The sequence below is a fragment of the Neisseria sp. CCUG17229 genome, assembly GCF_047839235.1.
Lineage (GTDB): Bacteria > Pseudomonadota > Gammaproteobacteria > Burkholderiales > Neisseriaceae > Neisseria > Neisseria brasiliensis.
The window spans coordinates 1537313-1550864 of the sequence record NZ_CP181247.1 but is presented as its reverse complement, the minus strand read 5'-3'; the positions used below and the strand labels follow the sequence as shown (position 1 = coordinate 1550864).

11 protein-coding genes, 2 tRNA genes and 1 other RNA gene are annotated in these 13552 nt (G+C 49.9%); 3 read left to right on the top strand and 11 right to left on the bottom strand.

Annotated elements, in window-relative coordinates:
- Nucleotides 1–3 precede the first annotated feature (3 nt).
- From ffs to dld, 3 genes are all read left to right on the top strand, one after another.
- Nucleotides 4–100, top strand: an RNA gene (gene ffs, locus ACM67B_RS07400) — signal recognition particle sRNA small type.
- A gap of 301 nt (nucleotides 101–401) precedes the next feature.
- A complete protein-coding gene (locus ACM67B_RS07395; protein WP_416189087.1) occupies nucleotides 402–1829 on the top strand; it encodes an SLC13 family permease in 1428 nt (475 codons plus the stop codon).
- A 120-nt stretch (nucleotides 1830–1949) separates the two neighbouring features.
- The gene (gene dld / locus ACM67B_RS07390; protein WP_416190544.1) at nucleotides 1950–3641 is read left to right on the top strand and encodes a D-lactate dehydrogenase; all 1692 of its coding nucleotides are present in this window, start codon (nucleotides 1950–1952) and stop codon (nucleotides 3639–3641) included.
- A 102-nt stretch (nucleotides 3642–3743) separates the two neighbouring features.
- On the opposite strand, the gene ACM67B_RS07385 is transcribed toward dld, so the two are convergent.
- The 11 genes from ACM67B_RS07385 to hpnD all read right to left on the bottom strand — a co-directional run bounded on the left by ACM67B_RS07385 (nucleotide 3744) and on the right by hpnD (nucleotide 13451).
- Nucleotides 3744–3834 (bottom strand) — tRNA-Ser (locus tag ACM67B_RS07385).
- A 26-nt stretch (nucleotides 3835–3860) separates the two neighbouring features.
- A tRNA-Ser gene (locus ACM67B_RS07380) sits at nucleotides 3861–3951 on the bottom strand.
- 81 nt (nucleotides 3952–4032) lie between these two features.
- Entirely contained in the window at nucleotides 4033–4812 is a 780-nt protein-coding gene (gene yaaA / locus ACM67B_RS07375; RefSeq protein ID WP_416189086.1) for a peroxide stress protein YaaA, read from the bottom strand.
- A 145-nt stretch (nucleotides 4813–4957) separates the two neighbouring features.
- On the bottom strand, nucleotides 4958–6142 hold the full coding sequence (dapC, locus tag ACM67B_RS07370) for a succinyldiaminopimelate transaminase (protein ID WP_416189085.1): 1185 nt from the start codon (nucleotides 6140–6142) through the stop codon (nucleotides 4958–4960).
- 180 nt (nucleotides 6143–6322) lie between these two features.
- The gene (locus tag ACM67B_RS07365; RefSeq protein ID WP_416189084.1) at nucleotides 6323–7492 is read right to left on the bottom strand and encodes an NAD(P)H-dependent flavin oxidoreductase; all 1170 of its coding nucleotides are present in this window, start codon (nucleotides 7490–7492) and stop codon (nucleotides 6323–6325) included.
- 434 nt (nucleotides 7493–7926) lie between these two features.
- Nucleotides 7927–8817: a LysR family transcriptional regulator gene (locus tag ACM67B_RS07360; RefSeq protein ID WP_416189083.1), complete on the bottom strand. Its 891-nt coding sequence runs from the start codon at nucleotides 8815–8817 to the stop codon at nucleotides 7927–7929.
- Between the two features lie 96 nt (nucleotides 8818–8913).
- A complete protein-coding gene (cysD, locus tag ACM67B_RS07355; RefSeq protein WP_165088868.1) occupies nucleotides 8914–9828 on the bottom strand; it encodes a sulfate adenylyltransferase subunit CysD in 915 nt (304 codons plus the stop codon).
- A gap of 176 nt (nucleotides 9829–10004) precedes the next feature.
- Entirely contained in the window at nucleotides 10005–10724 is a 720-nt protein-coding gene (locus ACM67B_RS07350; protein WP_100564331.1) for an SDR family oxidoreductase, read from the bottom strand.
- Between the two features lie 124 nt (nucleotides 10725–10848).
- Nucleotides 10849–12174 carry a hydroxysqualene dehydroxylase HpnE gene (hpnE, locus tag ACM67B_RS07345; RefSeq protein WP_416189082.1) on the bottom strand — a complete coding sequence of 442 codons (1326 nt, stop codon included), beginning with the start codon at nucleotides 12172–12174 and terminating at the stop codon, nucleotides 10849–10851.
- A gap of 58 nt (nucleotides 12175–12232) precedes the next feature.
- Complete coding sequence (locus ACM67B_RS07340; RefSeq protein ID WP_416189081.1) at nucleotides 12233–12493, bottom strand: hypothetical protein; 261 nt, start codon at nucleotides 12491–12493, stop codon at nucleotides 12233–12235.
- 109 nt (nucleotides 12494–12602) lie between these two features.
- Complete coding sequence (hpnD, locus tag ACM67B_RS07335; RefSeq protein ID WP_416189080.1) at nucleotides 12603–13451, bottom strand: presqualene diphosphate synthase HpnD; 849 nt, start codon at nucleotides 13449–13451, stop codon at nucleotides 12603–12605.
- Between the last annotated feature and the right edge of the window lie 101 nt (nucleotides 13452–13552).

Genomic DNA, 13552 nt, shown 5'->3' with positions numbered 1-13552 from the left:
TTTGGCGGGTCTCCCCGCATGGTTATTTGGAACACCGGGTCAGGGGCGGAAGCCAGCAGCCCACTCTGATGCGCCAGTGCCGGGGGTTCGGCTCGCCACCTTATTTAAAAAAACACCGCAAGTTTTGCTTGCGGTGTTTTTTATTTGGCTGTCTGAAAAGGAGGGGAGCTTGCTGTATGCAATCCAGGAAAATGTCATGCATTAATAAATAAGTTTTTGATTTGAGTCAATTAATTAAATTGTAAATAAAATGCTATAAAAATAAATGCATGATAAATATAGAAAATTTATACAATTTTGCAAATTTAGTTATTTATTGTTAAGAGCTTGTCAAAATGTTTTCGCTCGCCTACACTGCATGAAAAAAATATTTCCACTCCAATCAGAAAAGGACGCTTCTTTTGGGAAAATTTATCCATGACGACACTCAGAAGCATTTGCCTGAGAATCTCTCGCTGAGAAGTGCGCAACCACCGGCGACCAGTTGGCGCGGGTTGATGATTACCTTGGTTGCTGCGCTGTTGAGTTTTGGTCTTTACTATATTCTGCCTTACGGTGCTGAAGCCAATAAGGGTTTGGCGATTTTGTTGTTTGTCGGAATTATGTGGCTGACAGAGGCGGTGCACATCACTGTAACGGCGCTGTTGATTCCTGTATTGGCGGTAGTGTTCCATGTACCGGAGATGAACACCAAAACGGCGCTGGCCAATTTTGCCGACCCGATTATCTATATTTTCTTCGGTGGTTTTGCCCTAGCTGCCGCTATGCATATTCAACGGCTTGACCGCAAGCTGGCTTTAAAGGTGATAACCTTATCACGCGGCAGTTTTCTCACTGCTTCGCTGCTGATTTTTGCGGTGGCGGCTTTTTTGTCGATGTGGATCAGTAATACTGCGACAGCCGCCATGATGCTGCCTTTGGCCTTGGGCATGATGAGTCAGTTGAATCCGGAAAAAGACCGCAACATCATTACTTTTGTGTTGTTGGGTTTGGCCTACAGCGCGGGTATTGGCGGTATTGGTACGTTGGTTGGTTCACCGCCCAATGCCATTGCTGCCAAAGACTTGGGCTTGGATTTTTTAGGCTGGATGAAATACGGTTTGCCGATGGTGCTGGTTTTGCTGCCTGCTATGCTGGCCGCGCTGTTTTTAGTGTTAAAACCGGATTTTAAGAAAATCAACATGGCCGATGTTGAACAAGAAGACATCCCGTGGAATCTACACCGCATCTTGACCGTGGTGGTCGTGGTTGGCACGGCATTGGCTTGGATGTTGAGCGGTAAAATTGCCGAAGCTACCGGCATTACGGCCATAGACAGCGTGATTGCCTTAACGGCAGCTGCCCTGGTGGTGATTTTAGGCACGGTTGGTTGGCGTGAAGTAGCGCGTAACGTGGATTTAGGTGTGTTGTTGCTGTTTGGCGGCGGTATTACCTTAAGCAGCCTGATGCAGAAAACCGGTGCTTCGGCTGCACTGGGTAATGAAGTGGCGCAAGTTTTGAGCGGTACGTCACCATTATTGGTGACGATTGCGGTGACCGTGTTCATTATTCTGTTGACCAACTTCACCAGTAACACGGCTTCATCTGCTTTGCTGATTCCGATGTTTGCCTCAATTGCCAAACAAATGGGTTTACCGGAAACCGCGCTGGTGTTAATTATCGGCATTGGTGCATCGTGTGCGTTTATGTTGCCGGTGGGTACACCGCCGAACGCGCTGATTTTTGCTTCAGGCAAAATCCGCCAGCGGGAGATGCTCTCGGTAGGTTTGGTGTTGAGCGCGTTTAGCGTGGTGATTATCACGATTTGGTCGTATTTCTTTCTGATTTAAAAGACCTTTATTCAAAGGCCGTCTGAAACGTTCAGACGGCCTTTACTTCATGATGACGTGTCACTACAATGCTTTTGTGTAAGCGTATATTAATATTGAGGACTACAAAGGAGAACCATGATGACAGCTTCACAACTGATTCAACGTCTGACTGAGATTGTCGGCGATAAATTTATTCTGACCGACCCTGCCAAAACCGAGCCTTACCGCCAAGGCTACCGCTTCGGAGAGGGGCGGGCATTGGCAGTAGTGCGGCCGGGTACGCTGTTGGAGCAATGGCAGATTTTGCAGGCCTGTGTTGATGCTGATGTGATTGTGATTACGCAGGCGGCCAATACCGGTTTGACCGGCGGCTCCACGCCCGATGGCAACGATTACGACCGCGATATTGTGATTGTGAACACCATGCGCATGAACATCATTCAGCCGATTAACAATAACGAGCAAGTGGTGTGTCTGCCTGGTTCCACCCTGAACCAGCTTGAGCTTTTGCTGAAGCCTTTAGGCCGCGAGCCGCATTCGGTAATTGGTTCGTCGTGTATCGGCGCATCGGTGTTGGGTGGCGTGTGTAACAATTCAGGCGGCGCATTGGTGCAGCGCGGTCCGGCTTATACCGAAATGGCCTTGTTTGCACAAATTAATTCAGACGGCCAATTGGAACTGGTTAATCATTTGGGCATTGATTTGGGCGACGCGCCGGAAGAGATTCTCACCAATCTGCAAGGCCATCACTATCAGCGTAAAGACATCACGCAAAACGCGGGCAAAGGCCACGACCATGCCTATTGCGACCATGTGCGCCAAGTGGACGAGCCGACCGCTGCGCGTTTCAATGCCGATCCGGCGCGCCATTACGAAGCATCGGGCTGTGCGGGCAAATTGATGGTATTTGCCGTGCGCTTGGATACTTTCCCGCAAGAACCGAAAACCGCCGTGTTCTATATCGGCACCAACGATATTAACGAACTCACCGACATCCGCCGCGCAGCATTGGCCGATTTCAAATCGTTGCCAATTTCAGGCGAATATATTCATCGTGATGCCTTCAATATTGCGGAAATCTACGGCAAAGACACTTTTTACGTGATTAAGAAATTTGGTACGCATCAACTGCCGAAATTATTTGACTACAAAGCACGCGCCGACCGCTTCAGCAAAAAATTATCTTTCCTGCCGAGGCATTTTTCCGACAAAGCCCTGCAATGGGTGAGCAAGCTGTTGCCGCAACATTTGCCGCAATCTTTGCTCAACTACCGCGACCAATACGAGCATCATCTGATTGTTAAAATGGGCGGTGAGGGCGTGGACGAAGCACGTGCCTTTTTGAAAGATTATTTTGCCAACCACAGCGGCGCGTATTTCGAATGTAATGCAGAAGAAGCGCAAGCGGCGATGTTGCACCGTTTTGCCGTGGCTTCTGCTGCCATCCGTTATCGTGCCGTGCATGATGACGAAGTGGAGGATTTGGTCGCGCTCGATATTGCCCTGCGCCGTGACGACCGTGATTGGTATGAACATTTACCGAAAGAAATCGACGACAAAATCATCCACAAGCTTTATTACGGCCACTTTATGTGTCACGTGTTCCATCAGGATTATGTGATTAAAAAAGGCAACGACTGCATGGCTTTGGAGCATGAAATGTTGGCTTTGCTCGACCAGCGCGGCGCACAATATCCGGCGGAACATAATGTCGGCCATTTATACGAAGCCAAACCTGCACTAAAACAGTTTTACCGTAAGCTCGATCCGACCAATAGTTTCAATCCGGGCATTGGGCATACGTCTAAGAAGAAAAACTGGGCAGAATAAGGAAGTTTGATGATAAAAGGCCGTCTGAAAGAGAAACTTTCAGACGGCTTGTCCTTATTCAAACAAAAAAGCTGCTTAAAAATAAGCAGCTTTTTCTAAAAATGGCGGAAGCGGTGAGATTCGAACTCACGGAGGGCTATCAACCCTCGACGGTTTTCAAGACCGTTGCATTAAACCGCTCTGCCACGCTTCCTTAATAAAAAAATAAATTCAAGAAAATGGCGGAAGCGGTGAGATTCGAACTCACGGAGGGCTATCAACCCTCGACGGTTTTCAAGACCGTTGCATTAAACCGCTCTGCCACGCTTCCGTTTTCTTGAAGACGATATAGTAATGAAAACTTGCCTGTTTGCCAAGTAAAATTTACGCATTCAGGCTTAGTTTTTTGTTTTTACTTGGTTTGTTCTTTGCGTAAAAATACCCATTCTTTATCATTTGAAGCGGCAGCGTTGAATTCATAGCCTTCGTAATCAAAATTTTGCAAATCTTGCGGCTCGGTAATGCCGTGTTCGGCGGCGTAGCGCACCATCAAACCGCGCGCACGTTTGGCGTAGAAGCTGATGATTTTGTATTGGCCGTTTTTCTCGTCTTTAAACACCGGCGTAATCAACTTGGCCTTGAGTTTTTTGGTGTTGACCGATTTGAAATATTCCTGCGAAGCCAAGTTAATCAATACATCGCTGTCGTTGGCGGCAAGGGTTTCATTCAGGAGGTCGGTGATGCGGTCGCCCCAGAATTCATAAAGATTTTTACCGCGCGAATTGGCAAATGCTGTACCCATTTCCAAGCGGTAGGGCTGCATTAAATCCAGCGGGCGAAGTAAGCCGTAAAGGCCCGACAATAAGAGCACGTGTTGTTGCAGGTATTGGATTTGCGCTGGATTGAGCGATTCGGCATCAATGCCTTCGTACACATCACCGTTAAACATATAAACCGCCTGCTTGGCATTTTCAGGCGTAAATGGCGTGTGCCATGCGGCATTGCGCTCGGCGTTGAGTAGGGCGATTTTGTCGGAAACGTGCATCAGCTCGGCGATTTGCTGTGGCGCAAGTTGGCGCAATTCGCGCATCAGGATTTCTGATTCTTGTAGTAAATCAGGCTGGGTAAATTCTTGAATGGGGGCGGAATCTTTTTCGTTGAGATTTTTCGCTGGAGATAAGACAAAAAACATGGTCGCCTCGTATCGTGATTAAGATGAATGGATTGATTTTAGTTTTAAATGATAAACACGGCAAGAATCGGGGCGGTTGAAATGCTTAATCGTATTAGCAAATAGGCCGTCTGAAAGCTTCAGACGGCCTATGTTTACGCAATAATTAACGATACAGCGATACGATGGTTTCTGCCGCTTTAACGCAGGTTTCTACATCGGCGACCAAAGCAATGCGCACATAGCCTTCGCCCGGGTTGCCTTGCTCGGTGTCGCGTGCCAAGAAGCGGCCGGGTAAAACTTGAATCGCGGCTTCTGTCCACAAACGTTTGGCAAAGGCCAAATCGTCACCATCCGGCACTTTCAGCCAAATGTAAAACGACGCATCAGGGAAATCGACTTCAAACACTTCGCGCAAAATCGGAATCACTTTGTCGAATTTTTCCTGATACAGACGGCGGTTGTCGATGACGTGGGCTTCGTCGTTCCACGCGGCAATGCTGGCGCGCTGTACCGGAATGCTCATCGCGCTGCCGTGGTAGGTGCGGTAGAGCAAAAATGCTTTCAGCAAAGCGGCATCGCCTGCCACAAAGCCCGAGCGCAAGCCCGGTACGTTGGAGCGCTTAGACAAGCTGGTAAACATTACCAATTTATCGAAGCCGCGGCCTAATTGCGCCGCTGCCTGCAAGCCGCCGATGGGCTTTTTGCCGTCGAAGTAAATTTCAGAATAGCATTCGTCGGAAGCAATCACGAAGCCGTATTTGTCTTGCAGAGCGAACAATTCTTGCCAGTCTTCGAGTTGCAAAACGCTGCCGCTCGGGTTATTCGGTGAGCAGACCAACACCATTTTGGTGCGTTGCCACAGGTCGTCTGAAACGCTCGACCAATCAGGGTTGAACGACGGCGCAGGACAGTTGGCAAAATGGATTTCGCCGCCGCCGAGAATGGTGCCGCCTTCGTAGATTTGGTAAAACGGATTCGGGCTGATGACCACAGGTTTGCTGTCGGCAACCGGATCTAAAACGGTTTGAATAAAGGAAAACAAGGCTTCGCGGCTGCCCAATACCGGCAGGATTTCGGTAGCCGGGTCAACTGCTAAACCGTCATAGCGGTGCGCCAACCAATCGGCACAAGCTTGGTGCAATTCCGGTAAACCGGCGGTCAGCGGGTATTTTTCCAATTCGCTTAACGAAGCCGTGAGCGCATCGGTGATGACTTTGGGCGTGGCGTGTTTCGGCTCGCCAATATGCAGTGGCACGATTGACACGCCTTCAGGCGCTTCCAAGCCTTGCATGGCTTCGCGTAAACGGGCAAACGGGTAGGGTTTGAGTTGGGATAATAATGAATTCATGATGGTTCCGAGCCTAAAATTTAACCGCTATGTTAACATTTTTCTGATTTATTTTGTTAACAATCTGCGTAGATTGTGATGGATGGAAGGCCGTCTGAAAAGTTTGATAGAATAAATTTGAGCAGACAATAAAGGGTCTCAGGCCGTCTGAAATCATATAGTTTCAGACGGCCTGTCAGCTTATTTTGCCGCAACGGGCAGAGCGCCGTTTAGCAGATAGTGAATGGTTTCTTGCACCGTGCGCATGGCGTTACCAAATGGCAGCGGGTCTTTGCCACGGAAAAACAAGCCTTTATCGACTTCGCCACGGAAAGCGGCGGAAAGCTGGATGTCAATACAGAATTGGCCGGCTTTATCCAAACCGTCGCGCAAACCGCAGTTGGTCAGGCAGTTCAAGCCTTGGGTACAACGGCGCGGATCGGCTTTGGCTGCCGATTGCAATTTGGCCTCGCGCTTGATGTAATTATCAAGGAATTTGGTGCGTACACCGCGAGCGGGCAAACCGGCGACCGACATAAATTCAACCACTTGCTCGGTGTCGGCACCAGCTAAGGTTTTCTTGAAATTGATGTGGGCGTCGCCTTCTTGGGTGACGGCAAACGCGGTGCCGATTTGCACGGCATTGGCGCCCCATGTTTTCAGCGCAGTGGTGACTTTTTCAAAATTCGCCATGCCGCCGGCCAATACCAACGGGATTTTTTCGCTTTCCAAACCCAGATTTTTAAACACTTCCAAGGTTTCTTCAATCACGCGTTTAAACTCGAATTTTTCATCGTTGACACCGGCTACGGTGGCCGCGCCCAAGTGTCCGGCCGCGTGGGCAGGGTGCTCAATCACGATGGCATCGGGCAAGATGCCTTTTTTCATCCAGCGTTTCAACACGATATTGATGCCGCGCGATTCCGATAAAATCGGGAACAAAGCCACATCTTTGTGGTAGCCCTCAGTCATTTCCGGCAAATCCAACGGCAAACCCGCGCCCATCACAATCGCATCCGCGCCCGATTCGCAGGCTTGACGCACATAAGCGGCATGGTCTTTTACGGCTTTCATCACGTTCACCGCAATCATGCCGTTGCCTTCGGCGCCGCTTTTGGCTTTTTGGATTTCACGGTCAAGCGCGATACGGTTGAGCTTGGTGTATTTTTCTTCGGTCGGGTTGACGGTGGATTCTGCCAGTAAGTCTTCGTGCAGATGGCGCAAATCCACGCTGGCGATGGTGCCGATGCCGTTTTCACGGGCAACCGCGCTGGATAATTTAGACGCTGAAATACCCACGCCCATGCCGCCTTGAACGATGGGAATCAATGACTTGCCGCGGATAACCAATGGATCGAAAGAATGTGACATGTAATGGCCTCAGGTAGGGTGTTGGAGTGAGTGTTGCGATGTGTGTGTCGGTGTGTGTGTCGGTGTGTTTTTGAATTTTTAGGCATTATACTCTAAAAAATCTAAAAATTAGAGTAATTCTATAGTTTTTTCAAAAGGTAACATAAAAATGTGAATTTACTATGACGTAATAGGATGTTAAATATATATAATTCAATAATTTATATTGTGTGGTCTTGAGTGTTGCGGAGAGAGCTGTGCATAGGTGAAATGAATGGGAGGATGGGAGAGAAGCTTGGCATTTGTGTGAAAAAGTGAGAGGCAATTGAGTATTTAGGCTCTTAACAATACCTGAGATCCATACGTTTTCAATTATTTATATGAATTTTTTTAGGGAATGCCATGGTTTATTGGGATAAAGATCTGGCATTCCCTTTGAGGAAATACAGACTATATTATTGGCAATGTTCTGCTGCCAAATCACGCAGCCATTGGTGTGCCGGGTTGCGGTGGGTGCGTTCGTGCCAAACCAGTGCATTGGTAAATCCGCTAATCTCGACCGGAGGCAGAAAATGGCTGATGTCGGCTTGTCCTGCAATCAGGCGGTAAGGGGTGAGAGCGCACAAATCGCTATGGCGCACGATATCGGGCAATGCTAATGCGTTTTGTACCGATACACGGCGATTGATGCCGATGTCGGCTAGTGCACGGGCAGGTGTGTGGTTGATGGTATTGCTTTCTGATGAAAGGATAACATGTTGCAAGGCACAAAATGTAGCCAAATCGGGCTGGCTGTGCTGTAAAACAGGGTGGCCGGTGCGTACGGCGCAGACGTAATGTTCGTCAAACAAAGCACGCGTATGCAGATTATCCGGCGCTTGCTCGGATGTGGTCAGTACAAAATCAAGTGTGCCACGTTCTAAATCTTCCTGCATGCTGCGCGGGTTGAATAAGGTAATGTTGACTTGAATATTGGGCGCTTGGTGGTGTAGCGCGGCCAGAAAAGGCGTGATGATGGTGCGCATGGCATAATCACTGGCGGCAATGTTGATTTTGAGCTCGGCGCTGGCAGGGACGAACTCGGGTTTGGCCAACAAACCTTGTGCCTGCTCAAGAATCTGCTTCACGGGAATGGCCAAGCCCAAAGCACGTTCGGTGGGTAAAATGCCGTGTTGGGTGCGGATAAACAGTGGGTCGTTGAAGCTGTCGCGCAAGCGGGTGAGCATGCCACTCATGGCCGGTTGCGACACAGAAAGCTTCTCGGCGGCGCGGGTGACGTTGCGCTCGTCGAGCAGGGCGTTAAGGGCTTTGAGCAGGTTCAGGTCTAGGTTTTTGATGGTTTGCATGGTGGTCGATAAAGGCCGTCTGAACGGGTAAAGTGGAATCGTGATTGAGGCCGTCTGAAAGAAATGGGTTTTCAGACGGCCTGTTATACCGAAAAATTAGAAATAGCCTGCTTTTTTGCGCTCTTCCATCGCGGCTTCAGAAACGCGGTCGTCCATGCGGGTGGCGCTGCGTTCGGAAATGGTGGCGGAAGCAGTTTCGGCGATGATGTCTTCCGGCGTGGCGGCAGTGCTGGCTACGGGCGCGGTGCAGGAAATGTCGCCAACGGTGCGGAAGCGTACGTCACGAATCACGGAGACATCGCCGTCACGTTTCGGCGTGAGTGGAGTTACCGGAATCAGCAGACCGTCGCGCTCGACCACTTCGCGTTTGTGGGTGTAATAAATCGGCGGCAGGGCGAGTTTTTCGCGGGCGATGTATTGCCAGATGTCGAGTTCCGTCCAGTTGGAAATCGGGAACACGCGCATGTTTTCACCTTGGAACAGGCGGGTATTGTAGAGCGACCACAATTCAGGACGCTGGTTCTTCGGATCCCATTGGCCAAATTCGTCGCGGAATGAGAAAATCCTCTCTTTCGCACGCGCTTTTTCTTCATCACGGCGCGCACCGCCCATCAGCGCATCAAAGCCTTGTTCTTCAATGGTTTCCACCAAAGTAATCGCTTGCGCGGCGTTGCGTGAATCGGTTTCACGGCGCAATACGACCGTGCCTTTGCGGATGGATTCTTCCACGCTGCCTACTACCAATTGAACACCCGTACGCGCTACAGTTTCATCGCGAAACTGAATCACTTCGGGATAATTGTGGCCGGTATCGACGTGCAGCAGTTTGAACGGCAATTTCAGCGGACGGCCTTCGATTTGAAACGCCTTAACCGCCAGCGACAGCAACACAACAGAATCCTTGCCGCCAGAAAACAGCAATGCCGGATTCTTCGCCTCGGCGATGACTTCGCGGATGATGTGGATGGATTCGGCTTCAAGCCAATCGAGGTGGTGGTTTTGAATAGACATGCGGTTTCTCTTTTGTGGAATGCTCGATAGCGCATACTTTAAACAGGCCGTCTGAAAAAGGGAAAGAATGGTTTGTTTGATAGAAAGATGATTTTGTTATATTGCTGCAGAGGGCTTAAACACAAAAACGCCGTCTGAAAACATGATTTTCAGACGGCGTTTGTTCAACTCGAATCTTACAAATAAACAATCTCGCCCGTGCGGCCTTTGCTTTCTTCGCTTGCCCACCAAACGAATTGCGGCAACACGTCTTCATAAGTTTTGCGTTCGCTTTGTGATTCGCCGGGGTGGGATTTGATGCGTTGTGGCGAGTTAATCGCGCCCGGCACCAAGATGTTAGCGCGCAGGTTGGGGAAGCGTTCCCATTCGTCGGCGATGACTTTGCCCAAGTAGTTGAGCGCAGCTTTGGATGCGCCGAATCCGCCCCAGTAGGCTTGTGGGGTTTCACCGTGGCTTTCGCTGACGAACACCACCGAAGCATCCGGCGATTCTTTCAATAATGGCGAAAAGGCGCGGGTCAAGCCCATCGGGGCGATGGTGTTGATGCGGAATTGTTTAATCCAGTCGGGCACGGTTTGGAAATCCAATGGCGACAGGGCGTTAAAATAGCTGGCGCAATGCACGATGCCGTCGAGCTTGCCTTGGGTGGCTTCGGCCACGGTGGCAGCCAGTTGGTCGAATTCTTTGTCTTCGGCGGTCAATAGGTCAAAGCAGATGGCGTAAGGCTCGGCATGGCCGGCTTCGACAATCGCGTCGTACACTTTTTCCAAACGCTTTTGGTGGCGTGCAATCAGAATCACGGTCGCGCCGGCGGCGGCATACGCTTTGGCCACTTGTTCGCCCAAGCCTTGTGATGCGCCGGTGACGATGATGGTTTTGTTTTGTAATGTTGACATGAAGAATCCTTGGTGTTCGGCTAGGCCGTCTGAAAAATGTTCAGACGGCCTTTTAAAGAATATTAACAGTGTATTGCACTTTGCTAACCTTTACAACTGGCTTGATTCGCCTGTTTGCCGCACGCTATGGCCGAATCCGCGTTTGCCAATCATGCCAACACAAATCCGCCGCCGCCACACCCGATTGCACCGCCGCTTCCAGCGTGGCCGGATAGCGCGGATGCAGATAATCACCGCAAGGGTAAATGCCGCGGTGGTTGAGCCAGGCAAAATCGGGAAGGGTGCGGTTGACTTTCGACGCGATAGTAGCGCGTTTTTCCGTAATCACACGGCTGGCCACCGGTTCGCCGACATCAGGGCAAACGCGTTTCACATCGGCATGTACTTTAGCCGCCCATTCATCCGCCTTCACTGCGCCAATATGGTCGGACACGCTCACCACGGCGGCAATTTCCTGCGGCGGCAAACCGAGCGCACCGCGTGCAATCAGCCATTGCGCCGTGCCTTCGGCAAAGCCCGTCATCGGCGCAGGCAGATTCACCGCTTGCGCATAACGCAGATACACCGTAGTAATCGCGCGGTATTCTATATTCTGATAGGCCGTCTGAATGTAATCCGGCGTTTCAGACGGCATCAAGGCCGCAGCATGATAGGGCGCAACCGCCAAAATCACTGCATCAAATGCTTCACCATTAACCTGCACTTGACCGCTGGGCAGGTTTTCCAAAGTCGGCACACGCGTTTCCAAGCGGATGGTCGCGCCATGATTGCGCAGATAAGCCAGCGCCGGATTGGCGATAATGTTGCCCAAATCCGTTTTCGGCAACAGATAATCGCTGCCTGCCTTATTTGCCCACACGCCGTCTGAAAGCACGTTACACAAAATATTCAAACTCGCCTGATCCAGCGGCGTATTGAGCGCCCCCCACACCAGCGGCTGCCAAAATTGCGCAATCAATTTGCGCGGCGTGTCGCGCTCATTCAGCCATGCGGCAATCGGCATATCCGGCAAATTCCGGCGATGACGGCCTTGCAACGCATGCATATCGCCTAACAATTTAAATTTGTGCACCCACGAAATCTGCTTGCCGCCTAACAAACCCAGCAACACATGCCAAGGCGCAGGCAATGCGGCCGTCTGAAAGCGTAAACCATCATGCAGATACCATTGCAACGGCAGCCGCACAAACGCATCCTGCTCGCGCACACCGATTTGCTTCATCAAAGCCAACACGCCGTGATACGCGCCAATCATGATGTGCTGGCCATTGTCTAAAAACGAAAAACCGCCCTTATCACCGCCAAACGAACGCGCCCGCCCGCCCGCCAGCTTGCCCGCTTCAAACAGCGTCACATCTGCACGGTGAACGAGTTTTACCGCTGCCGACAAACCGGCCCATCCGGCACCGATAACAGCAATTTTGGGTTTGGATTGTTGATTAGGGAACATGGCTTTTCTTTTTTGGGTTGGGGTTAAGGGAGGGTTCAGACGGCATTAAAGCTCATCCCTATAGCTTGTTGATTACACGATCAATCAAATAAGCTAATGACATGATAGCAACACTGATGAGATTGATTTCTAGCAAGATGACGATTAGCTCTATAAATTTGAAATCTAAGCTTGGTTTAAAAAAAGTACCGACAAAAAATAATAAGAACATTATTGTTCCCAATAAAATCCCTTTGAATACTGCATTAATATATTTTTTCTGTGAAAAATCATATTGGCGAAAGAAAGAACTCAAGATTTCTTCTAATATACAATTCATTTTTTCATTCCTTCATGATACGGCTTTTTCTTTAATATTTTGAATGTTGTCGAAAAAGGTTTATTCAAAAGCCATCATCCAATCTTTCCTAAGTCTTTTAAAGCTAAACTCAAACCCTAAACCCAAACACCCAAGTCTTCAGCGCAATCCGTTTCTTTCTCGGTGAAGGAATGGCGATTTTGTATTTCAACACATTCTGTGCGCCATCGCGTTCGATTTCATTTAATAAAGCATAGTAAATTGCGGCCATCACCAAGCCGACTTTTTGGTTTTTTTTGTCGGCATCGGGCAGCAGGGCGAGCGCTTGGCGGTAGGTGTCGCGGGCGCGTTGGATTTGGAAGGTCATCATCTCGCCGAATTCGGGCGTGGCTTGGTATTGCATAATCACGGCGGCGGGCACGTTGAAGCGTTGCAGATCTTCCATCGGTAGGTAAATGCGGCCGTTGCGGGCATCTTCGCCGACATCGCGGATGATGTTGGTTAATTGCAGCGCCAAGCCCATTTTGTCGGCGTAATCAAGGGTTTGGGGATTAGTGAAGCCTAAAATGCGGGCAATCAGGCAGCCGACCACACCGGCGGCGCGGCGGCAATAGAGTTTGAGTTCGTCAAACGTGGTGTAGCGGGCTTGATCCAAATCCATCTGCATGCCGTCGATGAGTTCGACAAATTCGCTTTGCGGTAGATTGAAGCTGCGGGCAACGGGCTGTAGGGCTTGGTTGACGGGGTGTTCAGGCAGGCTGTTTGAAAAGGAGCGTGCCAAATCGATGCGCCACCAGTTGAGCGTGGTTTGGGCGATATTTTTGTCGCTGCAATCATCGACCACGTCGTCGAGTTCGCGGCAAAAGGCGTATAACACCGTCATCGCATCGCGCTGGTGTTCGGGCAAGAATTTGAAGCCCGATAAAAAGCTGGAACCGCTTTCGGCGGCTTTTTGGCGGCAGTATTCGATGGGTTGCACGGCGTGTCCTGTGAGTTGGTATGGTTATGGTGATGGATTGTATAGCGATTTGGAGCTGAACTAAAGGCCGTCTGAAAAAATTGTGTTTTTCAGACGGCCTT